This window comes from Streptomyces sp. CB02414, assembly GCF_001905385.1.
In the GTDB taxonomy this organism is placed as follows: domain Bacteria; phylum Actinomycetota; class Actinomycetes; order Streptomycetales; family Streptomycetaceae; genus Streptomyces.
Genome location: NZ_LIPF01000006.1, coordinates 476,220 through 500,815 on the forward strand (window position 1 = coordinate 476,220; position 24,596 = coordinate 500,815).

27 protein-coding genes are annotated in these 24,596 nt (G+C 71.6%); 7 read left to right on the forward strand and 20 right to left on the reverse strand.

Going from position 1 to position 24,596, the window contains the following annotated elements:
- Positions 1 to 17: 17 nt before the first annotated feature.
- The 4 genes from AMK11_RS22050 to AMK11_RS22065 all read right to left on the reverse strand — a co-directional run bounded on the left by AMK11_RS22050 (position 18) and on the right by AMK11_RS22065 (position 5,293).
- Positions 18 to 2,117 (reverse strand): phosphotransferase, encoded by a 2,100-nt coding sequence (locus AMK11_RS22050; protein WP_079187622.1) that lies wholly within the window; start codon positions 2,115 to 2,117, stop codon positions 18 to 20.
- Positions 2,118 to 2,422: 305 nt separating this feature from the next.
- Positions 2,423 to 3,322 (reverse strand): GntR family transcriptional regulator, encoded by a 900-nt coding sequence (locus AMK11_RS22055; protein ID WP_073729719.1) that lies wholly within the window; start codon positions 3,320 to 3,322, stop codon positions 2,423 to 2,425.
- A gap of 340 nt (positions 3,323 to 3,662) precedes the next feature.
- Positions 3,663 to 4,418, reverse strand: coding sequence for an HAD family hydrolase (locus tag AMK11_RS22060; RefSeq protein WP_241847031.1), 756 nt, complete (start codon positions 4,416 to 4,418; stop codon positions 3,663 to 3,665).
- Positions 4,418 to 5,293: a GntR family transcriptional regulator gene (locus tag AMK11_RS22065; RefSeq protein WP_079187600.1), complete on the reverse strand. Its 876-nt coding sequence runs from the start codon at positions 5,291 to 5,293 to the stop codon at positions 4,418 to 4,420. Before AMK11_RS22065 ends, AMK11_RS22060 begins: the two co-directional genes overlap by 1 nt.
- A 148-nt stretch (positions 5,294 to 5,441) precedes the next feature.
- On the opposite strand from AMK11_RS22065, the gene AMK11_RS22070 reads away from it, so the two are divergent.
- On the forward strand, positions 5,442 to 5,630 hold the full coding sequence (locus AMK11_RS22070) for a hypothetical protein (protein WP_073729721.1): 189 nt from the start codon (positions 5,442 to 5,444) through the stop codon (positions 5,628 to 5,630).
- An 11-nt stretch (positions 5,631 to 5,641) separates the two neighbouring features.
- On the opposite strand, the gene AMK11_RS22075 is transcribed toward AMK11_RS22070, so the two are convergent.
- The 4 genes from AMK11_RS22075 to AMK11_RS22090 all read right to left on the reverse strand — a co-directional run bounded on the left by AMK11_RS22075 (position 5,642) and on the right by AMK11_RS22090 (position 9,989).
- Positions 5,642 to 6,553: a FadR/GntR family transcriptional regulator gene (locus AMK11_RS22075; protein ID WP_073729722.1), complete on the reverse strand. Its 912-nt coding sequence runs from the start codon at positions 6,551 to 6,553 to the stop codon at positions 5,642 to 5,644.
- A 305-nt stretch (positions 6,554 to 6,858) separates the two neighbouring features.
- A complete protein-coding gene (locus tag AMK11_RS22080; protein WP_073729723.1) occupies positions 6,859 to 8,112 on the reverse strand; it encodes a GNAT family N-acetyltransferase in 1,254 nt (417 codons plus the stop codon).
- Positions 8,113 to 8,197: 85 nt separating this feature from the next.
- Positions 8,198 to 9,217 carry an asparaginase gene (locus AMK11_RS22085; protein ID WP_073729724.1) on the reverse strand — a complete coding sequence of 340 codons (1,020 nt, stop codon included), beginning with the start codon at positions 9,215 to 9,217 and terminating at the stop codon, positions 8,198 to 8,200.
- Positions 9,218 to 9,311: 94 nt separating this feature from the next.
- Positions 9,312 to 9,989 (reverse strand): RsiG family protein, encoded by a 678-nt coding sequence (locus AMK11_RS22090; RefSeq protein ID WP_073729725.1) that lies wholly within the window; start codon positions 9,987 to 9,989, stop codon positions 9,312 to 9,314.
- A 179-nt stretch (positions 9,990 to 10,168) separates the two neighbouring features.
- Between AMK11_RS22090 and dtd the strand changes: the two genes are divergently transcribed.
- A complete protein-coding gene (gene dtd, locus AMK11_RS22095) occupies positions 10,169 to 10,594 on the forward strand; it encodes a D-aminoacyl-tRNA deacylase (protein ID WP_073729726.1) in 426 nt (141 codons plus the stop codon).
- Positions 10,595 to 10,618: 24 nt separating this feature from the next.
- On the opposite strand, the gene ygfZ is transcribed toward dtd, so the two are convergent.
- From ygfZ to AMK11_RS22110, 3 genes are read right to left on the reverse strand one after another with little or no spacing between them, the layout of a single operon-like run.
- Positions 10,619 to 11,584, reverse strand: coding sequence for a CAF17-like 4Fe-4S cluster assembly/insertion protein YgfZ (gene ygfZ, locus AMK11_RS22100; protein ID WP_073729727.1), 966 nt, complete (start codon positions 11,582 to 11,584; stop codon positions 10,619 to 10,621).
- A gap of 20 nt (positions 11,585 to 11,604) precedes the next feature.
- Positions 11,605 to 12,042, reverse strand: coding sequence for a Fur family transcriptional regulator (locus tag AMK11_RS22105; protein ID WP_073729728.1), 438 nt, complete (start codon positions 12,040 to 12,042; stop codon positions 11,605 to 11,607).
- Positions 12,043 to 12,058: 16 nt separating this feature from the next.
- Positions 12,059 to 12,634: an FABP family protein gene (locus AMK11_RS22110; protein WP_073729729.1), complete on the reverse strand. Its 576-nt coding sequence runs from the start codon at positions 12,632 to 12,634 to the stop codon at positions 12,059 to 12,061.
- 470 nt (positions 12,635 to 13,104) lie between these two features.
- Between AMK11_RS22110 and AMK11_RS22120 the strand changes: the two genes are divergently transcribed.
- The gene (locus tag AMK11_RS22120) at positions 13,105 to 13,467 is read left to right on the forward strand and encodes a DsrE family protein (protein ID WP_073729730.1); all 363 of its coding nucleotides are present in this window, start codon (positions 13,105 to 13,107) and stop codon (positions 13,465 to 13,467) included.
- Between the two features lie 31 nt (positions 13,468 to 13,498).
- Here the strand turns inward: AMK11_RS22120 and AMK11_RS22125 are convergent, their stop codons facing one another.
- Complete coding sequence (locus AMK11_RS22125) at positions 13,499 to 14,263, reverse strand: glucose 1-dehydrogenase (protein ID WP_073729731.1); 765 nt, start codon at positions 14,261 to 14,263, stop codon at positions 13,499 to 13,501.
- 28 nt (positions 14,264 to 14,291) lie between these two features.
- The gene (locus AMK11_RS22130) at positions 14,292 to 15,110 is read right to left on the reverse strand and encodes an SDR family NAD(P)-dependent oxidoreductase (protein ID WP_107429718.1); all 819 of its coding nucleotides are present in this window, start codon (positions 15,108 to 15,110) and stop codon (positions 14,292 to 14,294) included.
- Positions 15,111 to 15,194: 84 nt separating this feature from the next.
- On the opposite strand from AMK11_RS22130, the gene AMK11_RS22135 reads away from it, so the two are divergent.
- Positions 15,195 to 15,824 carry a TetR family transcriptional regulator gene (locus AMK11_RS22135; protein WP_073729732.1) on the forward strand — a complete coding sequence of 210 codons (630 nt, stop codon included), beginning with the start codon at positions 15,195 to 15,197 and terminating at the stop codon, positions 15,822 to 15,824.
- A 27-nt stretch (positions 15,825 to 15,851) separates the two neighbouring features.
- Here the strand turns inward: AMK11_RS22135 and AMK11_RS22140 are convergent, their stop codons facing one another.
- From AMK11_RS22140 to AMK11_RS22175, 7 genes are all read right to left on the reverse strand, one after another.
- The gene (locus AMK11_RS22140) at positions 15,852 to 16,112 is read right to left on the reverse strand and encodes a DUF3099 domain-containing protein (protein ID WP_043382014.1); all 261 of its coding nucleotides are present in this window, start codon (positions 16,110 to 16,112) and stop codon (positions 15,852 to 15,854) included.
- A 101-nt stretch (positions 16,113 to 16,213) separates the two neighbouring features.
- Complete coding sequence (locus AMK11_RS22145; RefSeq protein WP_073729733.1) at positions 16,214 to 16,504, reverse strand: DUF1416 domain-containing protein; 291 nt, start codon at positions 16,502 to 16,504, stop codon at positions 16,214 to 16,216.
- A 33-nt stretch (positions 16,505 to 16,537) separates the two neighbouring features.
- Positions 16,538 to 17,383: a sulfurtransferase gene (locus tag AMK11_RS22150; RefSeq protein ID WP_073729734.1), complete on the reverse strand. Its 846-nt coding sequence runs from the start codon at positions 17,381 to 17,383 to the stop codon at positions 16,538 to 16,540.
- 605 nt (positions 17,384 to 17,988) lie between these two features.
- Positions 17,989 to 18,726 (reverse strand): LmeA family phospholipid-binding protein, encoded by a 738-nt coding sequence (locus tag AMK11_RS22160; protein WP_073729735.1) that lies wholly within the window; start codon positions 18,724 to 18,726, stop codon positions 17,989 to 17,991.
- Positions 18,727 to 18,855: 129 nt separating this feature from the next.
- Positions 18,856 to 20,076, reverse strand: a complete 1,221-nt coding sequence (locus AMK11_RS22165; protein ID WP_073729736.1) for a hypothetical protein — start codon at positions 20,074 to 20,076, stop codon at positions 18,856 to 18,858.
- Between the two features lie 2 nt (positions 20,077 to 20,078).
- Positions 20,079 to 20,333: a MoaD/ThiS family protein gene (locus tag AMK11_RS22170; RefSeq protein WP_073729737.1), complete on the reverse strand. Its 255-nt coding sequence runs from the start codon at positions 20,331 to 20,333 to the stop codon at positions 20,079 to 20,081.
- A gap of 63 nt (positions 20,334 to 20,396) precedes the next feature.
- A complete protein-coding gene (locus tag AMK11_RS22175; protein ID WP_198941429.1) occupies positions 20,397 to 21,269 on the reverse strand; it encodes an alpha/beta hydrolase in 873 nt (290 codons plus the stop codon).
- A 275-nt stretch (positions 21,270 to 21,544) separates the two neighbouring features.
- Between AMK11_RS22175 and AMK11_RS22180 the strand changes: the two genes are divergently transcribed.
- From AMK11_RS22180 to AMK11_RS22190, 3 genes are all read left to right on the forward strand, one after another.
- Positions 21,545 to 22,303 (forward strand): response regulator transcription factor, encoded by a 759-nt coding sequence (locus AMK11_RS22180; RefSeq protein WP_073729739.1) that lies wholly within the window; start codon positions 21,545 to 21,547, stop codon positions 22,301 to 22,303.
- A 42-nt stretch (positions 22,304 to 22,345) separates the two neighbouring features.
- Positions 22,346 to 23,368 (forward strand): LacI family DNA-binding transcriptional regulator, encoded by a 1,023-nt coding sequence (locus AMK11_RS22185; RefSeq protein WP_079187603.1) that lies wholly within the window; start codon positions 22,346 to 22,348, stop codon positions 23,366 to 23,368.
- 106 nt (positions 23,369 to 23,474) lie between these two features.
- Positions 23,475 to 24,542, forward strand: coding sequence for a S1C family serine protease (locus AMK11_RS22190; protein WP_073729741.1), 1,068 nt, complete (start codon positions 23,475 to 23,477; stop codon positions 24,540 to 24,542).
- Positions 24,543 to 24,596 lie beyond the last annotated feature (54 nt).

The following is a 24,596-nucleotide window of genomic DNA, read 5'->3' on the forward strand; positions in this document are numbered from 1 at the left end:
TTGCCGCCGCTGGTCGCTCAGACGTCCGCCACCAGCCGAGCTCTCCGTGGCTCACCATGGTCCCCCTGCGGCAGCGCCCGGGCAAGATACGGGTTGGCCATGGACTTGTCGGGGAGGCCCAGGGCCGCCGTGGCCTCGGCCAGGGTCATGGCGTAAGTGTGGACGGCACGCTTGACGTTGGGCGCGTCCAGGCCGGCGCCGGTGACCAGGCGGTCGAGGTCGACGTAGGCCGAGCGGACGGTCTCGATCCACCGGTACACGCGCCAGTCCTCGTGCCAGTCCTTGGTGCAGTCGGGCGGCAGCGAGCGTTCCCAGCGGCGGAACATGCGGTCGCGGATCTCCGGCCGTGTCGGTGTGAGGTGCATGTGGCGGACGAGGTCGTAGAGGGGATCGCCCACCATGGCCATCTCCCAGTCGATCAGCGTCAGGCCCCCGTCCGGCCGGCACACCAGGTTCCACGGATTCAGGTCGCCGTGCAGCAGGACGGAACGGCGGGGTGTCAGGGTGTGGCGGGAGAGGATCTCGGCCAGCCGGACGCTGTCCGGGAGCCCGAGTTCACGGGCGAGTTCCATTGTGACCTTGGGCAGCTCGCTCACCAACCGGACCAGCTCGCCCCGCAGCCAGGGGTAGAAGTCGGCCCCGTTCAGCGGGTCCAGGCCCCCGCATCCGACCAGGGTCAACTCGCACAACTGGTCCACGAGATCGTCGGCCTCGTACGGGCGCAGTCCGTGTGCGGGATGCTCCGGTGGGCGGAACCCGTCCACCGGCCCCTCGTAGGAGTGGATGGTGAACTGCTCGCGCAGACCACTGGTGCCCAGGGCGAGCGCACGCGGCGCCCGGACGCGTACGCCGGAGCGCTCGATCGCCGTGAGCACCGCGTGCTCACTGAGGAACCGGCGTTCCCGGACGTCGGCGTTGCCCACCTTCCGGCGGACCATGACGGGGAAGTCGATGCCGGGGACCTCCACGGCCGTGTTCAGATGAGCCGTCCCCTTGAAGAGCCGGTCCGCGGAGGCGGCCCCCTCCTCGAACAAGGCCCGGCTGACCGCCCACGCGGGAAAGTCGCCACGGATGCGGAACCGCCGGTCGCGCTGCCACACGATCCCGGACAGGGTCCGCTCCCGGCTGGGCCGGCCCCCGTGCGACTCGTTCCACCGGAAGAGGATCCGCTCGATGGCCGACTCGTCCGGCACGCTCTTCAGCCGCAACGGTTCTTCCGCCGCGATCAGCGCCTTCCGCACCGCCCGGGTCGCGGCGTCCAGGTCCCGCTGCTCGAAGGAGTCACCGAGCGACCTGGCGGCCCGCATGACGTCCGGGTAGACGGACTGGGCCTGCTCGAAGGCCACGTAGTGCTTCAGGTCCCGGTCGAGGCCGTTGACGGCCTTGCCGCGCCGCTCCCCCATCACCTTGCGCCAGGCCTCGACGACCTGCGGCCACTGGTGGTCGGGGTAGCGCATGCGCACCAGGTGCGTGGCGAGGTCGTGGAGCGGGTCACCGTAACTGGCCAGCTCCCAGTCGACACAGATCAGTGGAGGGTTCCCGCCGTACGAGACGATCACGTTGTCCCGGTGCAGGTCCGTGTGGAGCAGGCTGAACGGGCGGCTGATGAGCGTGGGCACCCGCTCGGCGAACCGAACCAAGGCGTCCTCCGGGATGCCCAGCATGGCGAACAGGCCGCCGAACTCGGCCCGGTTGCGCTGTCTGATCTGGTCGTCGGCCGCGAACGCCAGTGCTCTGAGGAACGCGCCGCTGTCCCGGCTGGAGCGGGGCCAGGAGGCGGGCAGCGGGGGCAGGTGATGCCTGCGCACCTGCGTCATGTCAGCGAGCAGCCCCGCCAGCGCGACGATCAGGTCGTGGTCGACGGGCGTGTCGTTGGGGCAGACGGACGACAGGGGCACGCCCTCGACGTAGCTGAGGACCACGACGTCACCGTGCTTGGCCAGACAGCGCGGGACGTTGTGCAGCACGCCCCAGATCCGGTTCAGCAGGTCGGCCTCGTCCTGCCACGTCCGGATGACCACCGGCAGAGCGGACGGGATGCGCTTGCGGACGGTGACCGGCGCGCCGTTCTCGGCGGCCACCAGCCTCGAGTCCTCGGCGGTGAGGGGGCGCACCATGTAGTTCAGGTTGTGGTGGCCCCGGCCGAACTGTCCCAGCGCCGTGGCGTGGGCCAGGAACCGGTCGAACGCCTCGTCGGCCGCCCGCTCGAGCGCCGGCTTGCCAAGCGGGGACGGACGGCTCACGGAGTGCTCCAGGAGGGACTTGCGACGCGCCGGTTCTTCATGCGGGGACGAAGAAGTGGGCACACAGTACAGCTACGGCTGGTTGCCCGTTGGGTGTACTCCAGTATTCGGAACGCACAGGAGCAACTCGGGTGACCCGAACGGGCGAATCGGTCCTGTCACCTGATCGTGCCCGTATGTCACCCGTCCCCGGCCAGCAGCTCCCAGCACGAGTCGAACCAGCTCTGCATGCTCTGCACGAACACGGACCCCGCCGAACCGGGGTCGCCCTCGTCGTTGACGTGCCGGGTCAGTGTGGAGCCGAGGCCCAGCACGTCCAGCGCCTCGACCTCCTCGTCGTCGTCCAGCCGGATGCTCCGCTCGACCACTTCGTACGGCCCGAAGAGCGCCTCGGTCTGCGGCCGCAGGTACAGCTTGAACGTCGGTACCAAGGGGGCGTGCCGTATCCGCACGTCCACGGAGGGTACGAGCCCCTCCGTCCGCAGGTCACGCAGGGCGGCGCCCAACGAGGCCGTGTGCCGTCGAGTGATAACGCGCAGGCGGTTCTGCAGCCGCACGCCCAGCTCGCCGTCGAACGGCTCGTCCGACACCCTCGGACGCGGATAGGGCAGCTCGACGTCCTCGGCGGGCAGCAGCATCCTGAGCTCGATGCCGGCGGGCTCGATCTCCTTCATCCTGATGCGCTCGGCCTGCAGGCGGATGTGCGCGTCCAGGCTCTCGGAGGTCAGGGTGAACACGTCCAGGCGGACCTCCCGCTGTCCGAAGGCGCGGGCGATGAAGGGCCCCAGGGCGGCCCGCACGGGCACCGGTTCCTCCTTGGTGCGGGTGGCGGCCTGCAGCGGAAGCTTGACCACCCGCGTCCCGCTCCCTTGCCGTGACTCGATCCACCCCTCCGACTTCAGCTCGTGCAGCACCCGCTGGACCGTGTCGCGCGAGACTCCGAACTCCGAGGAGAGCTCGCGCTGCGGAGGGAGGCTGGCGTGCAGACCGTAAGTGCCGTCCGCCAACTGGACGCGCAGCGACTGCAGAACGCGGTCGAACTCCCTGCCGCCCCCGGCCTCAACGCGGTCTCCGCTCATGCACCGACCGTACCGCCGCGGCCCTACGGCCAAACCACTTTCCGTCATGTGCGGTCAGGTGTCGGCCAGTTGGACTGGCAACTTGACCGAGTCCGTTAGTCGATCAGCCAGCAAGGGGACAACTCAAGGACAAGACCAGGCCAATTGGCCCGATCGTCAGGGGGACACATGCTCTTCAACCAGTTGACGTCAGTCCTCGTGCACACCGCTGTGTCCCAGGTGCTCCGCACCCCCTCGGGGCAGCGTCCGTCGCCCTCCTGGTCCTGGTCGCGCTCGGTGTACGCGCCCGCAGCCTGCCGCTGGCGGCGCCCGCGGCCGTACTCTTCGTCCTGCTGATGACTCAGGCCTGAGTCCGACCCCCGCCGCCCTCCCGCACGAGCCTCAGCACCGGCTCCAGCGAGTGCACGACCGTGTCCGCGCCCGCCTGCCTCAGGAGCTTCGCCTTCTCCTCGTTGCGCGCGTAGCCCAGGAACGGCACACCGGCGCGCCGGGCGGCCGTCAGGTCGGAGGGGGTGTCGCCGACCATCAGGGCCTGGCCGGGCGCCGCGCCCATCGCGCTGAGGGCCCGGTTGAGGCAGTGGGGGTCGGGCTTGAGCAGGCCGAGGTTCCGGGTGCGGCCGTAGATGTGCGGAGCGAAGCAGCCGAGCAGGCCGCGTGTCGTGAGGTACTCGCCCACCACGCGCGGCGAGTTGTTGGTCGTCACGGCCAGTCCCACGCCCAGCGCGGCCCAGGTGCGGATCAGCGGGTCCGCGTACGCGGTCGGCCGTGCGGAGGGCACCGCCCGCAATTCCTCGCGGGTCAGCCGCTCCTCGAACTCGGCGGCCAGGTCGCTGTGGTGGCGCCTGCGGTCGACCGCGCCCAGCAGGACGTGCGGGTCCGGGTGGACCTGCTCCTCCTCGGTCAGCAGTTCCTTGAGGCCCAGCCGTTCCAGCCAGTCCACCAGTTCGCCGGCGACCCGGTCGGCCGAGTAGCCCGCGAAGAGCCGGCAGACGGGGCCGTCGAAGTCCCACAGGACCACCCGGGCGCCCGCGATCAGGTCCCTGAGGCCGGCGTCCCGCTCGGTCACCGGTTCCGTCTGATCCGTATCGGAAGTCACTAGGAGAGTGTCATGTCCGAGGTGATGGTTTCCCAGAGGGCGTCGAACCACTTCTGTGATTCCTCCACGAACACCGCGTCCCGGTGCCCCGCCCGCTTCAGGAAGGAGAACAGCAGCGACTGGGAGCCCAGGGCGTCGTACATCTCCAGCGTCCGGCTCTCGTACTCCTCCTCGCGCCGGGTCAGCATGTAGTAGCCGTACAGGGCCTCCTCGCCGTTGAGCAGGTAGAGCTTCATCGGCGGGGTGAAGGGCAGCGCGCGGAAGGCGATGTGCACGTCGACGCGGTGGGTGGAGCGCACGGCGTGCAGATTGTGCTGGAGGACGCGGGCCTGGGCGTTGCGCATCTGGAGCCAGCGCTGGTGGACCGGGTCGTCGTCCTCCTCGTCCACCAGGACGGGGAAGGCCAGCTCGATGTCCCGCGACGGCATCAGGACACGGAAGTCGATGGACTCGGGGCGGATGCGGCCCTCGTGGATGAGGCGGAGCGGCTCGCTGAGGGCGAGCATCAGCGTCTCCGAGGTGTGGCAGACGACGTCGACCTTCACGCGCGGTACCGAGAACGCCTCCGCCAGGCGGGGCCCGAGGGCCACCATCGTCGGCTGCGGCTCGTCCCGGGGCGTGGGGGGCTCGGCGATGCGGGGCGGGCTGCCCTTGCTCACGTTGGTGAGCAGGCCGTCCTCCTGGAGCGCGCGCAGGGCCTGGCGGACGGTGCCGCGCTCCACCCCGAACTCGTCGGCCAGCTCGGCCTGGGTGGGCAGACGGTCGCCCGCCTTGAGGTCTCCCTCGCGGATCCGCTCCCGCAGGATGTCGGCGATCTCCTGGGACGAGAGCCTTCTGCTGCCGTTCACGGACACGTTCTCCTGGGTCACGACCAAACGCTACAACTTTGACCTACCTATAGGGAGTTGTTTGAAACTTGTTTATAGGTAGCAGCCAAGTGGGGACAACCTAGTTGGAGTTGGTTGCCAACTTTAGCCAGTTGGCGGAAGTTCTTCTTCCCGAACCTCCGAAGGGGGAAAGACCGTGCCCGTCCTCGCTTTCGTCTCCGCGATCCTCTTCGTCACCCTCGAGCAGGTCGTCCAGTGGAAGTACGGCGCCGCCGGCATCGTCGGACTGCTCCTGCTCACCGTGGGCGTCAAGGCCAAGAGCCCGTCCGTCAGCTCCGCCGGAGCGGTGGTGCTGGCCCTCCTGGTCGCGGGCCCAGCCCTGTGACCAGGCGATGATCACGTCGTGAGCAGCAGTTCCGAACTGATCGTCTCCCACAGCGCGTCGAACCACAGCCGCGACTGCTTCACGAACACCCCGTCCCGCACGCCCCCGGCCTGCCCGAACGCGAACAGCGTCGAACGGATGCCCTCCACGTCGTACATCTCCATCGGCTCGTGATCGATCTCGTGCTCACGCCGGCTGAGGGTGTAGTACGCGAAGAGGGCCTCCGTGCCGTTGAGCAGGTACAGCTTCACCGGCGGCGTGAAGGGCAGTGCGCGGAAGGAGACGCTGACGTCGATGCCGTGCGTGGCCCGCAGACCCAGCAGGTTGTGCTGGAGCACCTGCCCCTGGGCGTTACGCATGGCCAGCCACCGCTCGTGCACCGGGTCGCCGCCCCCGCGGCCGGCCACCGCCACCGGGAAGGCCAGGTCGATGTTCCGGCCCGGCAGCAGCACGCGTACGTCGATCTTGGCCGGTTTCCGCCGCCCCGCGTGGATCTGGCGCAGGGGTTCGCCGAGGGCGAGGGTGAGGGAGACGGAGGTCAGGCACAGGGCGTCGATCTCCACGTGCGGGGACGCGAAGGCCTCGGCGATGCGGGGTGCGAGGGCGACCGTGGTGGGCGCGGGCAGGGCAGCCGGGCCGGTCAGGACCGCGCCGGGGTCGGGTGCGACGGTCGCCGGGCTCCCCTTGGACACGTTGGTGAGCAGGCGCTCCGACTGGAGGATGCGCAGGGCCTGGCGGACGGTGCCGCGCTCCACGCCGAACTCGTCGGCCAACTGGGCCTGGGTGGGCATGCGCTGGCCCGCCCGCAGCCGGCCGGACCTGATCCGGGCGCGCAGCTCGTCGGCCACCTCGCGATGTGTCCTCTGCGGCCGCTGCGGGCCCTTGAGGCCGTCGACGAGGGCGTGTTCCGGCTCCACGACCAAACACTACAACTTCTCGCCATCTTTGGGCAGTTCAGCGAAAGGTGGTTATGAGACGCGCCCAATCGGAGATAAGTACAGAGAAGTTGGCAGCCAACTTGAGCAACGTGGTCAGACCTCTGGGGGGTTGGCCGACTGAGCCGGCCCACTGCTGTCCGGGCCCCCTTCCGGAGGGGAGCCGGGGACCCGGACGGGCAGTCGCACCACGCACACGCACTACACACCACGTACAACAACCACAACCACAACCACAACCGAAGAGCGCTACGGATGCGCACACCCACCGTCACCGGCAGAAGGGAGCCACCTCAGAACAGGTCCGGGCACCAAGGCCGCCTGGACGTACGCAGCAGGGCGTCGGCCACACGGGCGGCGCCCGCTCGTTCTTCCCGGACCCGCCCGAGCGCGGCCAGCCGCACGGCCGACTCGTCGCCGAGCCACAGCGCCGCCAGCTCGCCCGCGTCGAGCACGAGATGGGCGCTCTCGGTGGTCGGCGTGCAGGACGCCCCGTCCGGTCCCGCGTCCAGCCGCCACCGCCCGCCGGTCAGCCCCGCCCGGTCCGCGACCTCCAGCACCAGCGCCCCCCGCCCCTCGTACGCGCGCGCCTCCAGCGCCCGTACGACGTCCAGGATCCGCACCCACAGCCAGTCCGCCTGCGTGGTGATCCTGGCCGCGCGGGGGTCCGGCAGGAGGTGCGGGAGCAGGTCGTCGGGGGCGCGCCAGCCGCTCTTGACGGTCGTGATCCAGTCGATCGAGCACAGGTAGCGCCACAGCGCGCGCTCGGCGGCCGGGGTGACGGCGATCAGCCAGTCGACGGTCGCCGTGTTCAGCGGCTGCTTGCCGACCCAGTGGTCGTCGCTCCGGTAGCAGACCAGGCCCTCCACCTCGCCGTCCGCCGAGCGGTACAGGGCGTAGTAGGGCTCGGTCCACGGGGCGCCGCTCCAGTTGACGGCGCCCGTCCGCATCTGCCACCACAGCTCGGTCCGGCTGATCGCGCCCGGCTGGGCCCGGCGCAGCCGCTCGTGCAGCTCGGGGCCGAGCTTGCGGACGTCCTCGCCGTCCACGAGGTCGATCCGCCCGCCGTCCTCCGGGACCGGCCGGCGCGGGTCGAGACCGGCGCGGGGGACGTCGACCGTCCACTCGGTCATGGTGGTGGCGGGGCCGAAGCCGTAGCGGCCGTAGATCGGGTACTCGGCGGCGATCAGCGTCGCGACGACGTCCCCGCGGTCCTTCGCGGCGGCCAGGTCCTGCACCATCATCTGGGTCAGCAGGCCGCGGCGGCGGTGGGTCGCGGTGACGGTCACGTTGGAGATCGCGTCGGCCCGGACGGGGGCGCCGCCGACGGCGGTGACCTCCTGGTCGAAGGACCGGAAGGTCGCCACGCACCGGGCGCCGTCGAAGGCGCCGAGCAGCCGGCCGGGCACGAACTCGGCGCGGCGCGTCTCCGGCTCCTCCTCGGTGACGGCGGGCGGCCTCAGGAACCCCGTCTTCAGGGCCCGGATCCAGTCGGCGTACTCGGCTTCGGTGATGGGACGTACGTCTATGTCGGTGCGGCTGGTCATGGGCTCACGGTAGGCCGGTGCCCCCGCCCGCGTCGCGGGGATTTGCGGGCCCCCCGTGCGCCCCCTGTGCAGGCCCCTGTGCCGGTCAGAAGGCCGCCCGGATCTCCCCCACCTCGCGTCCGCCGCCCAGCAGCGGCGTACGGCCGATGCGGTCGACCACGGGGCTCTCCACCCCCATCAGCGTCAGGGCGCGGGCCAGGACCGGGCCGAGGGCGCGGGTCGCGCCGTCCTCGACCTTGAAGGCCAGGGCGCGGCCGTCCGGCAGGGCGACGGCCTGGACGGCCTCGGCGCCCATCTTGGAGAGGGTGCCGGGAACCTCGCGCATCAGCCAGGTGTCGGGGCGCCGGGTGCCGGCGACGTACTCGGGGTGGGCGCGCATCGCGTCGGCGACCCGGCGCTCGGCCGAGCCCGGCTCGGCGCCGACGAAGGAACGGAAGGCGCGGGCCAGCCCGACCAGGCTGATCGCCATCAGCGGCGCCCCGCACCCGTCCGTGCCGACGGCGGCGACCGGCTCGCCCGCCGCGTCCTCCACAACCCTGTGGATGATCCGCTGGAGCGGGTGCTCCGGGTCGAGGTACGTCTCCTGCGGCCAGCCACGCTCGGCGCAGACCGCCAGCATCGCGGTGTGCTTGCCGGAGCAGTTCATGGTGACGCGGTCGGCGACCGCGCCCGAGGTCAGGTACGTGTCCCGCTCCTCGGGGTCCAGCGGCAGGTCGGGCGGGCACTGGAGCAGGGCCGGGTCCAGGCCGTGCTCGTCGAGCATCTTGCGGACCAGGTCACGGTGAAACGATTCTCCGGAGTGGCTCGCGGCGGCCAGCGCCAGCCGCTCTCCGGCGAGGTCCAGTCCGGCCCGCAGGACCCCGGCCGCCTGCATCGGCTTGTTGGCGGACCGCGGGAAGACCGGCTCCGTCACCTCACCCAGCGCCAGCTCCACGGCCCCGTCCGCGGCCAGCACGACGAGACTGCCCCGATGCCGCCCTTCGACGAACCCGGACCGGACGACCTCGGCGAGGACGGGCGGCACGACGGGCGACAGGGCGGACGTGGGGGCGGACTGGGACGACTGGCGCGGCTGCGACGGTTGGGGCTGCTGGGGCGCGGACATCGGCGGTGGGCCTTCCGGACGGGTGACCCGCCGCGCGGCGACGGCCCGGGGTCACCGGACCTCCGGTGGGCGGCCGGACCGGCCGCCCCTCCCGTCACACGAGCAGGTCGTCGACTTGTGCTTCCCCTTCACGGTACCGGCGCGCGATCTCGCCGCTGCAGTCGTCGGCGGTCCGCTGGAGCCGCTGCCTGCGCCGGGAGACCTGCTGCTCGTAGCGGACGAGCCGGCCCATCCCGCCGGTCAGCTCCGCGTCGGTGCGGGCCGTCAGGTCGGACAGCTCCACCTCGCCGAGCATCTCCGCGGCCAGCCGCCGGCACTCCTCCGTGCGCGGAGTGGCGAGCGTCACATGCCGCGCGGAGGACCGCTGCCGGGCCGGGGCGTCCGCCAGGATCTCCGACAGCCGTTCGACGACGGACCCCGTCGCCGCGGTGGTGACCACGGACGACGACGGGCCCGGACCGCGCCGCGCCAGCTCCGCGCGCAGGATGTCGATCCGCCCCTGCAACAGCCGTCGTACGTAGCTGAGATCGGCCTCCTCGCGCTGGGCGTCCCGGCGCAGCGTGCGCAGCTCGGGCAGGCTCAGTGTGGTCAGATCGTGCGCCCCCGTGTCCCCCGTCCCTGATGAGCCCGAGGGCCGCTCCGCGGGAAGCTCCGCGGGCAGCTCCGGGCTGTCCGTGCGCTGCACGGGCGGCCTGGGTGCCTCCAGGCCGCCCGGATATGTCAACGCGACAGCCCCCAGCGACTGCCCCGTCCCCGTACTGGTTGTGCTCATGTGCCTCTACCGTCCCCTCGACCGGCGTCTGGGAGCATCGTGCCACCCCAAGTGGTTGTTATGTGACCGAGTGCCCACGATCGGACCCGATCGGCCCCAGATGGGGGGTTAGGGAGCGAAAAGAAACCCCGTACGGGCCCACGTGCCCGCGCCCTGGGGGCGCACGGCATCATGACGGGATGCGTGCAGTGGTACAGCGGGTGGACGGCGCGAGCGTCGTGGTGGACGGCGAGACCGTGGGGGCGATCGAGGGCGAGGGCCTGTGCGTCCTGGTCGGCGTCACCCACGACGACACCGAGGAGAAGGCGGCGCAGCTGGCCCGCAAGCTGTGGTCGGTGCGGGTGCTGCACGACGAGAAGTCGTGCAGCGACGTCGACGCACCACTCCTGGTGATCAGCCAGTTCACTCTTTACGGTGACGCCCGCAAGGGCCGCCGCCCCACCTGGAACGCCGCCGCCCCTGGCGACGTCGCCGAACCCCTGGTCGACGAGGTCGTCGCGCGGCTGCGCGCGCTGGGCGCGACGGTGGCCACGGGCCGCTTCGGCGCGCAGATGCGGGTGTCGCTGACGAACGACGGCCCCTTCACGGTCCTCGTCGAGGTCTGAGCGCCGGGGCCCGAGCGCGGCCGGCTACGGCTCGACGACCGTCTCCTGCGCGGCGGCCGTGTCCTCGGCCACCAGCCGGGCGTCCACCGGAACGTTCCGCTTCACCAGGGCGAGGGCGACCGGCCCCAGCTCGTGGTGGCGTACGGACGTGGTCACGAACCCGATCTTCCGGCCCTCCGGACCGTCGTCCGCGAGCCGCACCTCCGCCCCGTTCGGCGGCAGGTGGACCTCGCTGCCGTCCAGGTGCAGGAAGACCAGCCGGCGCGGCGGCTTGCCCAGGTTCTGCACCCGGGCGACGGTCTCCTGCCCCCGGTAGCAACCCTTCTGGAGGTGCACGGCCGTCCCGATCCAGCCCAGCTCGTGCGGGATGGTCCGGTGGTCGGTCTCGAAGCCGATCCGCGGGCGGTGCTGCTCGACCCGCAGCGCCTCGTGGGCGAGGATCCCGGCCGGCGGCCCGGCCTGCGCCGCGAACGCCTCCAGCTCCTCCCTCGGCAGGAACAGATCACGGCCGTACGCCGTCTCGCGGACGACGGCGCTCCCCGGCGCCTCGGCGATCGACCCGGCCGGCAGGTGCACGACCGCGGTGTCGGCGGTGCGGTCGGCGACCTCGACCCGGTAGAAGAACTTCATCGACTCCAGGTAGCCGATCAGCGACTCCTGACTGCCGGGCTCCACATGGGCCCAGGTGGTCGTGCCGTCGTCGACGAGGTACAGGGCGTGCTCGATGTGTCCGTTGGCGGAGAGGATCAGCGCCTCGGTGGCCTGGCCGGCGGGCAGGTCGCTGACGTGCTGGGTGAGCAGCAGGTGCAGCCAGCTCAGCCGGTCGTCGCCGGTGACGCTGACGACGCCGCGGTGCGAGAGGTCGACGAATCCGGTGCCGTCGGCGAGGGCACGCTGCTCGCGGAACAGGTCGCCGTAGTGGGCGGCGACGCCTTCGTCCACGCCCTCGGCGGGAACGGCGCCGGGCAGGGACAGCAGAGGGCTCTTCATACGCCCAGCCTACGACTCACTTACGACTCGGTAGTTGAACCCTTCAGGGAACAGTCCTCGCACCGGCCGAAGATCGCGAAGTGCTTCATGTCGGTGTCGAACCCGAACTGCCGCCGCAGCTTGGCGGTGAACTCGGCGGCCACCGACAGATCGGCCTCGATCACGTTCGTGCAGTCCCGGCACACCAGGTGGATGTGGTGGTGCCGGTCGGCCAGGTGGTAGGTGGGCGCCCCGTGCCCCAGATGAGCGTGGCTGACCAGCCCCAGCTCCTCCAGCAGCTCCAGCGTGCGGTACACCGTGGAGATGTTCACCCCCGACGCCGTCTTCCGCACTTCGCCGAGGATGTCGTCGGGGGTCGCGTGCTCGAGGGTGTCCACGGCTTCGAGCACCAGCTGCCGCTGCGGGGTCAGCCGGTAGCCGCGCTGTCTGAGGTCGCTCTTCCAGTCGGTGCTCACCACACCCCTGAGTCTAGGACTACTTGAAGAAAGCGATCCCGTCGTCCGGCATGTCGTCCGGGAGGGCCTTGGCCCAGCGCTCGACGTCCTCCGGGGTGACGACCTTCTTCAGGTGCGCCGACATGTAGGGGCGCAGCTCGACCTCGGGGGTCTGCTTCTCGCCGACCCACATCAGGTCGCTCTTGACGTAGCCGTAGAGCCGCTTGCCGCCGGTGTAGGGCTGAGAGGCCGCCGTGCGGGCCACCGCGTCCGTCACCAGGTCGATCTGGGGCTTCTGCTCGGCCATCTCGCCGTACCAGATCTCGATGACGCCGTCGTCGCGGACCATCGTGACCTCGACCTTGCGGTTGGCGTCGATGCGCCAGAAGCCGTGCTCGGAATCCAGCGGGCGGACCTTGTTGCCGTCGTTGTCCAGCACCCAGGTGTGCGACTGGTACTCCAGGAAGTCCCGCCCGTCGTGGGTGAAGGAGACCTCCTGGCCGAAGTTGCACTTCTCGGCGCCGGGAAAGTCGTGCACGCCCGCGCCCGCCCAGTTCCCGAGGAGGAAGGCGAGGGGGACGAGGTCCTTGTGGAGGTCGGACGGGATCTCGATCATGAGGGGTACTTCCTGGCGTCGGTGATCAGCGCTGGCCCTGGTACAGCTTCTTCACGGTCAGACCGGCGAAGGCGAGGACGCCGACGCAGACCAGGACCAGCAGGGCTTCGAAGAAGATCTCCACGGGGTGCTCCTTGAGCGGGGGGCATACGACAGGGCCGCCCCCAGCTTACGCGGCCCCTCCGGCCGCTTCCCGTCGGACTCCACCCACGAAGGCGGCCCACGCGGGCGCGGTGAAGAGGAGCGCGCCGCGGGGGGTCCTTGCTGTCGCGGACGGGGACGAGGGAGGGGAGGTCGGGGGCGACCTCGACGCACTCGCCGCCGCTCGCGTTGCTGTAGCTGCTCCTGCGCCACGTGCAGGCTGGACGGCGCCACCGTCAGCGGCCTGCTCACCGTGCTCAGCGTGGCGACGCTGCTGGTGACGATCACCTTCGCGCCCTGACGCCGCCCGCGAGGGCTACCCTTCCGGCATGGCGAAGAAGCTCGTGATCAAGGTGACGGCGGGGGCCGATGCCCCCGAGCGCTGCTCGCAGGCGTTCACGGTGGCGGCGGTGGCCGTGGCCAGCGGGGTCGAGGTGTCCCTGTGGCTGACCGGGGAGTCCGCCTGGTTCGCGGTGCCGGGGCGCGCGGCCGAGTTCGAGCTGCCGCACGCCGCGCCGCTGCCCGACCTGCTCGACTCTCTCCTGGCCGGCGGCCGGGTGACGCTGTGCACCCAGTGCGCGGCCCGGCGCGACCTGACCGAGAAGGACGTCATCGAGGGCGTGCGGATCGCGGGCGCCCAGGTCTTCGTGCAGGAGGCGCTGGCCGACGACACGCAGGCGCTGGTCTACTGACCGCCGGCGCCCGCCGCCGCGCCTCCCGCGCTCACTGCCCCATGACGTACGCCACCGTCGGACCGGTGGTCCAGCCGCCGTCCACCGCCAGTTCCGCGCCGGTGACGTAGGACGCGGCGTCCGAGAGCAGGAAGACGACCGCGCCGGCGATCTCGTGGGCCTCGCCCACCCGGCCCATGGGCGTGTTGGGGTAGTTGCCCTCGCCCCGCTCGATGCCGACGGCCGCGGTCATCGGGGTGTACGTCATCCCGGGGTGGACGGAGTTGACGCGGATGCGGGCGGTGCCCAGTTCCACGGCGCCGATCTTCGTCAGTCCGCGCACGCCCCACTTGGAGGCGCCGTAGCCCGCCGTGAGGGCGAGGCCCATCAGGCCCGCGGCGGACGAGATGTTGACGATCGATCCGCCGCCGGCCTCCTTCAGCGCGGGGATCACGGTCTTCATGCCGATGAAGACACCCGTGAGGTTGATGTCGAGCACCTTGCGGAAGTGTTCGACGGACTCCGACTCGAGCAGGGTGCCGGTCGAGATGCCGGCGTTGTTCACCAGGCCGTGCAGCGATCCGAACGCGTCGACCGCGAGGTCGGCGGCGCGGCGCCAGTCCTCCTCCGAGGTCACGTCGTGGTGCAGGAAGCGGGCGCGGTCGCCGAGTTCGCGGGCGGTGGCCTCGCCCTCGTCGTCCAGGACGTCGGTGATCAGGACGTGTGCGCCGGCGGCGACCGCCTGGCGGGCGGCCTCCGCGCCCAGGCCCCGGGCGCCGCCGGTGATGATCAGGTTCTTGCCGGTCAGGTCGTGCATGTCGGGCTCCTTTCCAGGGGCGGGCAGGTCAGAAGTGGGTGCCGCCGTCGATCCGGATCTCGGTGCCGGTGATGAAGCGGCCGTCCTCGGAGCCGAGCATCGCGACCACGGACGCCACGGTCTCCGGGCCGGCGAACCCCTGGCCGAGGGCGGGCGAGAGCTTCGCGAAGAGGCTCATGTCGGCGTCCGCGGGCAGCCCGGGACCGGCGCTCTGTCCGCTGGCCCCGCTGCCGTCCGTCATGCCGGAGGAGATGGACCCCGGCTGCACGGCGGTGAAGCGGATGCCGCGGCCCGCGTACTCGCTGGCCAGGGCGTGGGTCATGGACTGGATGCCGCCCTTGCTCGCCGCGTAGGCCGCCATGTACGGGTGGGCGAACGCCGCCGAGGTGGAGCTGAAGTTGACCACGGCCGCGTCCCGGCCCGCCAGGAGCGCCGGGATCGCCTCCCGGATCACCAGGAAGGTGCCGACGAGGTTCACCGTCAGGACGCGGGTGAAGTCCGCGAGGCTGGTCTCCTCGGTGTGCGAGGAGCGCAGGATGCCGGCGGCGTTGACCAGGACGTCCAGTCCGCCGAGGGCGTCCGTCGCGGCCTTGACGCCCTCGCGCACGGAGGTCTCGTCGGCGATGTCGACGACGAGGGTGGTGAGGCGGTCCGTGTGACCGTGAGCGGCCGCCTTCTCGAAGGTGTCCTTCAGGCCCTTCTCGCTGACGTCCGCGGCCACGACGGTGCCGCCCTCCGCCAGCAGACGCAGCGCGGTGGCCTGGCCTATGCCCGAGCCGGCGCCGGTGACCAGGGCGCGGCGGCCTTCGTAGCGGTTCAGGGGATTCAGGTGATTCATGCGCTTCATGCGCTTCACGGTACGTCTAGGTGGCACGGTTTGCCACTACGTCACGGCATGCCGCCAGGTGGTCGCGGGTCGTACGCTTCTGGGGTGAGCACCGAGCCGCCGATCCCGTCCCTGACCGAGCGCCGCAAGGCCGCCACCCAGCTCGACATCGCGCACGCGGCGGCCGAGCTGTTCGCCACCCAGGGCCCGCACACCACGACGGCCGAGGAGATCGCCCGGCGCGCCGGGGTCGCGCTGCGCACCTTCTACCGGTACTTCCGCTCCAAGCAGGACGCGGTCGGTCCGCTGCTGACGGTCGGCGCCGACCGCTGGCGGGGGCTGCTCGCCGACACGGAGCCGGGCACCCCGCTCGGGCCTGCGCTGCGCACCGCGGTCGAGGAGGCGCTGGCGGTCCCGGACGACCGGGCGGCCGAGGCGATGCTGCGTACGCGAGGGCTGCTGCGGGCCGCGCAGGACGATCCCGCGCTGCGCGCCGTGTGGTACCGCGTGAACCAGGAGTCGGAGGAGCGGCTGGTCCCGGTCGTCGCACGCCTGACGGACGGCGCCGCCGACCCGCTGGAGGTACGGCTGCTGGCGGCCGCGGCCACCGACGCCATCCGGATCGCCATGGAGACGTGGGCCGGCACGGAGGCGGGGCCCGAGGGCCCCGGTTCACCGGCCGAGCTGGCGGTGCGCTGCCTGGAAGGGCTCGTCGGGGGGCTGGACCAGATGTAAATGACGGGGGGCCGGGGGGGCGGGTGGCTAGTGGCGCCCCTTCTTGCCGTCCAGCTCGTCCCACCACTCGTCGGACTGCGGGTCGCCGGACGGGTCGTCCCACCAGCGGTCGTCGGGGCCGCGACGGTTGGCGACGACGGCGGCGAGCGGCGGGATGACCATGGCGACCACGCACATGGCGACGGCCGCGGGGACCGACCAGAGCCGGACGACGCCCCAGGCCAGGACGAACAACGCGATGCAGATGCCCATCATCACGAAGTAGCGGTGCCGCCGCCGCGCGTACATGTGTCCAGGGTAGGTCCGCAACCGGCATCCCGGACATGCCGAGGGGCCGCACCCCGGGCGTCCAACCCGTGGGGTGCGGCCCCTCGCCGTCACCGTCGCCGTCAGACGGCGATCGCGACCTCCGCGAGCCCGCCCTGCTGGGCGACGACCGTGCGGTCGGCGCTGCTGCCGCCCGGCACGAGCGCGCGGACGGTCCAGGTGCCCTCGGCCGCGTAGAAGCGGAACTGGCCCGTCGCGGAGGTCGGGACCTCCGCCGTGAACTCGCCGGTGGCGTCCAGCAGACGGACGTAGCCCGTCACCGGCTCGCCGTCACGGGTCACCTGACCCTGGATCGTGGTCTCACCGGGCTTGATCGTCGAGGCGTCGGGGCCGCCGGCCTTCGCTCCGCACATGTCGTACTCCTGAGGGGTTGAGAGGGGGCGGGCTTACTTGTTGGCGCCGAGCTCGATCGGCACGCCGACCAGGGAGCCGTACTCGGTCCAGGAGCCGTCGTAGTTCTTCACGTTCTCCACGCCCAGCAGCTCGTGCAGCACGAACCAGGTCAGGGCCGAGCGCTCGCCGATGCGGCAGTAGGCGATGGTGTCCTTCGCCAGGTCGACCTGCTCGGCCTCGTAGAGCGACTTCAGCTCGTCGTCCGACTTGAAGGTGCCGTCGTCGTTGGCGTTCTTCGACCACGGGATGTTGCGGGCGGACGGGACGTGGCCCGGACGCTGCGACTGCTCCTGCGGGAGGTGGGCCGGGGCGAGCAGCTTGCCGGAGAACTCGTCGGGCGAGCGGACGTCGACCAGGTTCTGCGCGCCGATCGCCTTGACGACGTCGTCGCGGAAGGCGCGGATCGAGGTGTCCTGCGGCTTGGCCTTGTAGTCGGTGGCCGGGCGCTCGGGCACGTCGGTGCCGTCGACCAGCTCGCGGGCGTCCAGCTCCCACTTCTTGCGGCCGCCGTCGAGGAGCTTGACGTTGTCGTGGCCGTACAGCTTGAAGTACCAGTAGGCGTAGGACGCGAACCAGTTGTTGTTGCCGCCGTAGAGGACCACGGTGTGGTCGTTGGAGATGCCCTTCTTCGACAGGAGCTTCTCGAAGCCCTCCTGGTCGACGAAGTCGCGGCGGACCGGGTCCTGGAGGTCCTGGGTCCAGTCGATCCGGATCGCGTTCTTGATGTGGTTCTTGTCGTACGCGGACGTGTCCTCGTCCACCTCGACGATCGCGATGGTCGGGTCGTCCAGGTGGTCCTGCAGCCAGTCGGCGTCGACCAGGACGTCGCTGCGGCTCATGATTTCTCCTCCGGGGCAGTTGCGGCGGGGCGTGCGGTGAGAGGGTGTGCGCGCTCGGGCCGGTGGGCGGCGCGCGGGTGCCCAGGGCAGGGCGAGGTGAGGGGACACGGACGGCGGCGTCGCCGTCCGCTCAGACGGTGCGACAGAGCATGGCGGCGACACGGCACAGGTCGACTGCCCGCCGCTTCGTGAGATCCGCCTGTCCCCGCGGCCGGAGGACGCTCGTCTGGTGCTGCATAAGGCCCGATCGTAGGGACGGACAGCGGGGTGTGTCACCGGCGTGTCGGATTATGAGACACGATTGCCCGGCATGTGGGATGCAGACACTATCGGGGCGCCCGCGCACGGCTTCCCGGACCGGGGGCGCCCGTCACCCATCTACGCTGCGGACTGCCACGTCTCGCCAGTCGGACGCCCGGTCGTCGCCGCCCTAGGGCCTGTCTGACAATTCCCGTCGTCGCCCGAAGGGCGGCCGCGCGGCGTCAGGTGCGTGCTCTCGGCGTGCCGGCCCCAGACCCGCGTACTGGCCGTACTCGGGTCTGGGGCCGGTGCGGCGAGAGTGCGTGCATGGCGTCGCGCGGCAGACGGGAATTGTCAGACAGGCCCTAGCCGGCCAGCCTGACGTCCGAGCCCTTCACCGTGATCTCGACGCCGTCCTTCGCCGCCTCGACCTTGTCCAGCTGCACGCCGCCGGGCAGCTCGTCGATGGTCTGCTGGAAGTCGGTGATGGCCCGGATGCGGGACTCGGCCAGCTCCTTGCCGCCGATCTCCGGCAGGCCGTCGGCGACGACCTCGACGTTGTTGTCCTTGACCGTGACCGTGCTGAGGACGTCGACCGGCTCGGGCAGTTCGACGCCGAACGCCGTGGCCTGGAGGGAGACCTTGATCTTGCCGTTGCCGCCGTCGGAGAGGCCGACGACCTTCGCGGTGACGCCCGGCGCGACGGTCGTGGGCTCGGACTTGGCGGCCTTCATCAGCTCGTCATAGGCGATGGTCGCGGTGCCGGTGGCGGTGGCCGCCGTGGCGGAGCTGAAGTCGCTGGAGAAACCGACGCCCTTCATGTTCGCCCGCAGGTGGTCGATGCGGATCTTCTCGGCGCCGTCGCCGGTGGACGCCTCGTAGCCGTCGATGCCGATCTCGACGTCGTCCAGCTCGCCGCCGACGACCTGGGTGAGGAAGGGGAAGCCGTTGATGGAGACGTCGGGCGTCGAGGCCAGGTTCTCGGTGCTCTGCAGCTGGTCCGCCGCCTCTCCCTCGGCGAAGTTGACCGCGACCCGGTCCGCGATCACGAAGAGACCGCCCAATATCACGACGACGATCAACAGTATTCGCAGTGCACGCATGCGGTGTTCCCCCACCTCGGGCGGTCAATGACGGCGGTCTCCGACGACCGGCGGCCGTCCAGCGCGAGAGTAACGCGGCGGACAAGGGCCACCGGCATTTTGTCGATCACCTGTGACAGGCGGCCGGTTTCAGCCGAGCGCCCGGCCCAGCAGGTAGACGGCCGGCGCGGCGGCCGCCAGCGGCAGGGCCACGCCCGCCGTGAAGTGGACGAAGCGGGACGGGTAGTCGTACGCCGCCACCCGGTGGCCGATCAGCGCGCACACCGCGGCGCCCGCGCCGAGCAGCGCCCCCGACGACCCGAAGTCCGTCACCGCGCCGACCGCGATCCCCGCCCCGGCCGCCGCGAGCAGCGCCACGACCAGGGACGCGGCGGTCGGCAGCGGCAGGGCCCGCGCCACGGCGGCGACGGCCACCGCGATCGCGCCGACCGTCACGGCGTCCGCGTCGGCGGCGAGGTACCCGCCCGCGACCACGGCCAGGGCCGCCGCGACGACGGTCGCCATCAGGCCGTACATCCGCTCGTCCGGGTCGGCGTGCGAACGCAGTTGCAGCACGAGGGAGAGCAGCACCCACACCCCGAGGGTGCCGATGATCGCCGCCGGGGAGCGGTCGGACACCAGCATCGCCGCGTCGGCGGCGAGCGCGGCGGCGAAGCCCAGGGCGATGCCCTGCCGGGCGGGCCACATGCCGTTCAGCCGGAACCAGCCGGCCGCGGTGACGGCCTGGAGGACGACGAGCGGGACGAGCAGCGCGTACGTGCCGATCGCCGCCCCGCCGGCCAGCAGCAGGCCCAGCAGTGCGGTGAGCCCCGCCGGCTGCATGCCGGGGTCGATGATCGGCGAGCGCCCCTCGGCACGGGCACGCTGGGCATCCGTTATCCGCGTGTTCCCGGCGACGGTCGCGGGGCCGTAGCCGGGCTCGTCGGCGGAGGCGGGGGGTGCGGCGGGGGCGGGAGTGGCCGGCTGGGGCTGCGGCTGGGGCTGGGGCTGGGGCTCGGAGTAGTACCCGTACGTCTGTGGGTGCGCCTGGTACGACTGCTGCGGCTGCGGCTGTACGTAGCCCTGCGGCGCGTGCGGTGCCTGCGGCTGCTGCGGCGGGAGATACGCCGTCTCCTCCGCGGAGACCGGCGGCTGCACGTGGGTCTCCCAGGTCTGCCCCTGCCACTGCTGGGTGTACTGGGCGGCGTCCGTGCCCTCGTACCCGTACCCGTACTGGTGACCCTGGTGGCCCTGGTGGCCCTGCGGGTCCTGATACGCCTGCTGCCCGGACGGCCACGCCTGGGCGTCGTATCCGTCGTATCCCTCGTACGGCTGATTCTGCCCGTACTGCTGATGCGGCTGGTCGGTCATGCTCACCCTCCCGCGAACGGCGGGAGCACCTCGACCGTGCCGCCCTCGGCCAGCCGTACCGTCTCGTGCTCGCGCGTGCCCACGGGGTCGCCGTCGACGAGGAACGAGCAGCGCAGCAGCACGCGCGTGAGTTCGCCGGGGTGCCGCTCGCGCACCGCGCCGAGCGCCTCGGCGAGCGTGGCCGCGTCGTACGCCTCCTCGGCCACCCCCGCCGCGGCCTTCGCGGCGGCCCAGTAGCGCACCGTGACCTTTGCCATCTGGATCCTTCGTCGCCGGTGCCGATCGGCGTCGGGTGCCGTTCGGCGGTGAACCATGTCAGGCTAGCCCGCCCGCGCCACCGCCCAGTCGCCGATGCGGTGCAGCAGCCCCTCGCCGGACGCGTGCTCGGCGTGGCCCATGCCGGGCTCCACCCAGAGTTCCCCGTGGTCACCGGCCGCCTCGGCCAGCATCCGGGGGTGGTCCAGGGGGAAGTAGCCGTCCCGGTCGCCGTGCACGACGAGCAGCGGCCTCGGCGCGATCCGCCCCGCCGCCTCCACCGGCGACAGCGGCACCGGGTCCCAGTCCCGGTGATGGATACGGGTGCGCATGCCGTAGCGGCCCACCAGGCGCCCGGCGGGACGCATCACCAGCCAGTGCAGCCGGCGCATGGGTGCCGTGCCCCGGTAGTACCAGCGGGCCGGCGCGCTCACCGACACCACGGCGTCCGTGCCGGCCTCGCGGTCACCGGCGTACAGCGCGGCGTGCCGCAGGACGACGGAGCCGCCCATGGAGAAGCCGACGGTCACCACGCGGGCGTGCCCGAAGCCGCGCGCCCAGGTGACCGCGGCCGCCAGGTCCAGCACCTCGCGGTCGCCGACGGTGGAACGGCCGCCGGACGCGCCGTGCCCGCGGAAGGAGAACGTGACGACGGCACCGTGGCGCCCGAACGCCTCCGCGATACGGCGCACGTGCGGGCGGTCCGCGTCGCCGGTGAACCCGTGGGCGACGACGAACACCAGGTCGGAGGTGCCGTGGGCGGTCGCGCCGGGCTCGTACACGGCGTCGATCCGGACCCCGTCGGGCGTGTGGAGGAAGGTGCGCGCGGGTGTGCGGCGCGGCGTCCGCCGGGGCTGCTCCGGGGGTGTCTCGCCGGGCGTCTCGGCATTCGGACGAATGGTGGAACGCGCCACATGACCTGCCGGTCGGTTGCTCATGTCGGCTATTCTGCTGGGCAGAGGACTCGGGCAACGTAGCCCCCGGGTCCTTTTGTGCTTTCGGGAGCGATGCCGGGCGGTCGCCGAACGGCCGCCGGGCGTTCACCTCCCGAGCGCGCGGCGGGCCCCACGGGCACGGGACCCGCCACCTGCACGACCGTACGAAGCAGTGCCGCAAACGTCCTCGCAGGGACCCAGGAGGAACCAGACGTTATGGGCGAGCGAACCGGGCACGACCAGCAAGACCGCAGGACGACCCAGGCAGGTGGGGCGCGATGAGTTCTCTGCTGCTCCTGACCAACGCCCTCCAGCCGTCGACGGAGGTGCTTCCCGCCCTCGGCCTGCTGCTGCACAACGTCCGCGTCGCGCCCGCGGAGGGCCCCGCCCTCGTCGACACCCCCGGCGCCGACGTGATCCTCGTCGACGGGCGCCGCGACCTCCCCCAGGTCCGCAGCCTGTGCCAGCTGCTGCGCTCCACGGGGCTCAGCTGCCCGCTGGTCCTGGTCGTCACCGAGGGCGGCCTCGCCGCCGTCACCGCCGACTGGGGCATCGACGACGTACTGCTGGACACCGCGGGCCCGGCGGAGGTCGAGGCCCGACTGCGCCTCGCCATGGGCCGCCGGCAGATCGTCGGCGACGACTCCCCCATGGAGATCCGCAACGGCGACCTGTCGGTGGACGAGGCGACGTACTCCGCCAAGCTCAAGGGCCGGGTCCTGGATCTGACCTTCAAGGAGTTCGAGCTGCTGAAGTACCTCGCCCAGCATCCGGGCCGGGTCTTCACCCGCGCCCAGCTGCTCCAGGAGGTCTGGGGCTACGACTACTTCGGCGGCACCCGCACGGTCGACGTGCACGTACGGCGGCTGCGCGCCAAGCTCGGCCCCGAGCACGAGTCGCTGATCGGCACCGTACGCAACGTGGGCTACCGCTTCGTCACGCCGGAGAAGCCGGAGAAGGCCGAGCGTCCAGTGGAGGAAGCCAGGACCCGGTCGCAGCCGGACCCCTCGGCGCGGGCGACGTCAACCAAGGTGTGATACGCCCTGCCCAGGGCGGTTCCATCCGCGTAGACTCCGCGCGTGGCCAAGGTGACTCGGGATGATGTGGCGCGACTGGCGGGGACTTCCACCGCCGTCGTCAGCTACGTCATCAACAACGGACCCCGGCCGGTCGCCCCGGCCACGCGCGAGCGTGTCCTCGCCGCGATCAAGGAACTGGGGTACCGCCCGGACCGGGTCGCCCAGGCGATGGCGTCGCGGCGCACGGACCTCATAGGGCTGATCGTGCCGGACGCGCGCCAGCCGTTCTTCGCGGAGATGGCGCACGCGGTCGAGTGGGCCGCCTCCGAGCGCGGGAAAATGGTCCTCGTCGGCAACTCCGACTACGTCGGCGAGCGCGAGGTCCACTACCTGCGCGCCTTCCTGGGCATGCGCGTCTCCGGCCTGATCCTGGTCAGCCACGCCCTGAACGACCTGGCCGCGGCCGAGATCGAGGCCTGGGACGCCCGGGTCGTCCTGCTGCACGAGCGCCCCGAGGCCATCGACGACGTCGCCGTCGTCACCGACGACCTCGGCGGCGCCCAGCTCGCCGTGCGCCACCTGCTGGAGCACGGGTACGAGTACGTCGCCTGCATGGGCGGCACCGCCGAGACCCCGTCCGTCGGCGACCCGGTCTCCGACCACGTCGAGGGCTGGAAGCGGGCGATGAAGGAGGCCGGTCTCTCCACCGAGGGCCGGCTCTTCGAGGCCCCGTACAACCGTTACGACGCCTACCGCGTGGCCCTCGACCTGCTCGCCGGCCCGCAGCGCCCGCCCGCGATCTTCTGCTCCACCGACGACCAGGCCATCGGCCTGCTGCGCGCGGCCCGCGAGCTGCGCATCGACGTGCCCGGCGAGCTGGCGGTGGCCGGCTTCGACGACATCAAGGAAGCCGACCTCGCCGATCCGCCGCTGACGACGGTCGCCTCCGACCGCTCGGCGATGGCGCGGGAGGCCGTGGACCTGGTCCTGGACGACGGCCTGCGGGTGGCGGGCTCACGGCGCGAGCGGCTGAAGGTCTTCCCGTCGCGGCTGGTGGTCCGCCAGTCCTGCGGCTGCGGGTAGCTCTCCCGACCGCACCCGTCCCCGTGCTCTTTATATCGGGCATACGAGGTTCTGCCGGGCTTCTCAGGCAGCACTCAGGCCGCTCTCATACGCGGGCGGGACGCTCATGAACATGACCGAGAGCCTCCGCCGGAACGGCGAGTACGAGCACGCGCAGGAGAACCCGTACCAGAACCCGTACCAGGGAACCCACGAGCACGCCTCCTCTCCCGTCGACCCCGAGTGGCCGCCCCCGCCGGCCCAGCCGCCCGCCGCCCCCTTCGCCTCCTTCCAGGACGGGCAGCCCGAGCAGCCGCGCGAGAAGCGCAGGGCCCGGCGCGGCCCGGTCGCCCTCCTCACCGCCGTGGCGATCGTCGCGGCGGCCGTCGGCGGCGGCACCGCCTTCGGCATCCAGGAACTGACCGGCGGCGACACCGTCGCCTCCAGCTCCAGCAGCACCAACGTGGTGCCCTCCAGCCAGAAGGGCACGGTCTCCGGCGTCGCCGCGGCGGTCAGCCCGAGCATCGTCGAGATCAGCGCCACCTCGCCCGCCGGTTCCTCCACCGGCTCCGGCGTGATCATCACCGGTGACGGCGAGATCATCACCAACAACCACGTCGTCTCCGGCGCCTCGTCCGTCAAGGTGACGACCAACGACGGCAAGCAGTACGCGGCCGAGGTCGTCGGCACCGACAGCAGCAAGGACCTCGCGCTGATCAAGCTGGAGAACGCCTCCGGCCTCAAGGCCGCGACCCTCGGCGACTCCGACGCCCTGAAGGTCGGCCAGCAGGTCGTGGCGATCGGCTCCCCCGAGGGCCTGACCGGCACGGTGACCAGCGGCATCGTCTCGGCCCTGGACCGCGACGTGACCGTCTCCACCGACGAGGGCCAGCAGCAACAGCAGCAGCGGCAGGGCGGCGGCTGGCCGTTCGAGTTCGGCGGCCAAGAGTTCAACGGCGACACCGGCTCGTCCACGACGACGTACCAGGCGATCCAGACCGACGCGTCCCTGAACCCGGGCAACTCCGGCGGCGCGCTGATCGACATGAACGGCAACATCATCGGCATCAACTCCGCGATGTACTCGTCTGCCGAGTCCTCCGCGAGCGCGGGCAGCGTCGGCCTCGGCTTCGCCATCCCGATCAACACCGTCAAGGCCGACCTGGCCAAGCTGCGCGCGGGCGCGGACGGCTGAGCGGGCGTCCCGCGCGGCTGCCCGAGGCCGCCGCGAACATGCGAGGCTGAAGAG

Excerpts from the sequence above, each read along its gene's own strand:
- ygfZ (WP_073729727.1), bottom strand. The coding sequence starts at position 11,584 with ATGAAGAGCCCTCTGCTGTCCCTGCCCGGCGCCGTTCCCGCCGAGGGC.
- AMK11_RS22145 (WP_073729733.1), bottom strand. The coding sequence starts at position 16,504 with ATGTGCGGAGCGAAGGCCGGCGGCCCCGACGCCTCGACGATCAAGCCC.
- AMK11_RS22110 (WP_073729729.1), bottom strand. The coding sequence starts at position 12,634 with ATGATCGAGATCCCGTCCGACCTCCACAAGGACCTCGTCCCCCTCGCC.
- AMK11_RS22180 (WP_073729739.1), top strand. The coding sequence starts at position 21,545 with ATGAGTTCTCTGCTGCTCCTGACCAACGCCCTCCAGCCGTCGACGGAG.
- AMK11_RS22165 (WP_073729736.1), bottom strand. The coding sequence starts at position 20,076 with ATGACCGACCAGCCGCATCAGCAGTACGGGCAGAATCAGCCGTACGAG.
- AMK11_RS22170 (WP_073729737.1), bottom strand. The coding sequence starts at position 20,333 with ATGGCAAAGGTCACGGTGCGCTACTGGGCCGCCGCGAAGGCCGCGGCG.
- AMK11_RS22150 (WP_073729734.1), bottom strand. The coding sequence starts at position 17,383 with ATGAGCCGCAGCGACGTCCTGGTCGACGCCGACTGGCTGCAGGACCAC.
- AMK11_RS22120 (WP_073729730.1), top strand. The coding sequence starts at position 13,105 with ATGGCGAAGAAGCTCGTGATCAAGGTGACGGCGGGGGCCGATGCCCCC.
- AMK11_RS22190 (WP_073729741.1), top strand. The coding sequence starts at position 23,475 with ATGAACATGACCGAGAGCCTCCGCCGGAACGGCGAGTACGAGCACGCG.
- AMK11_RS22160 (WP_073729735.1), bottom strand. The coding sequence starts at position 18,726 with ATGCGTGCACTGCGAATACTGTTGATCGTCGTCGTGATATTGGGCGGT.
- AMK11_RS22080 (WP_073729723.1), bottom strand. The coding sequence starts at position 8,112 with ATGACCAGCCGCACCGACATAGACGTACGTCCCATCACCGAAGCCGAG.
- AMK11_RS22140 (WP_043382014.1), bottom strand. The coding sequence starts at position 16,112 with ATGTACGCGCGGCGGCGGCACCGCTACTTCGTGATGATGGGCATCTGC.
- dtd (WP_073729726.1), top strand. The coding sequence starts at position 10,169 with ATGCGTGCAGTGGTACAGCGGGTGGACGGCGCGAGCGTCGTGGTGGAC.
- AMK11_RS22130 (WP_107429718.1), bottom strand. The coding sequence starts at position 15,110 with ATGAAGCGCATGAATCACCTGAATCCCCTGAACCGCTACGAAGGCCGC.
- AMK11_RS22175 (WP_198941429.1), bottom strand. The coding sequence starts at position 21,269 with ATGAGCAACCGACCGGCAGGTCATGTGGCGCGTTCCACCATTCGTCCG.
- AMK11_RS22090 (WP_073729725.1), bottom strand. The coding sequence starts at position 9,989 with ATGAGCACAACCAGTACGGGGACGGGGCAGTCGCTGGGGGCTGTCGCG.
- AMK11_RS22055 (WP_073729719.1), bottom strand. The coding sequence starts at position 3,322 with ATGAGCGGAGACCGCGTTGAGGCCGGGGGCGGCAGGGAGTTCGACCGC.
- AMK11_RS22125 (WP_073729731.1), bottom strand. The coding sequence starts at position 14,263 with ATGCACGACCTGACCGGCAAGAACCTGATCATCACCGGCGGCGCCCGG.
- AMK11_RS22050 (WP_079187622.1), bottom strand. The coding sequence starts at position 2,117 with ATGGTGCGCCCCCTCACCGCCGAGGACTCGAGGCTGGTGGCCGCCGAG.
- AMK11_RS22085 (WP_073729724.1), bottom strand. The coding sequence starts at position 9,217 with ATGTCCGCGCCCCAGCAGCCCCAACCGTCGCAGCCGCGCCAGTCGTCC.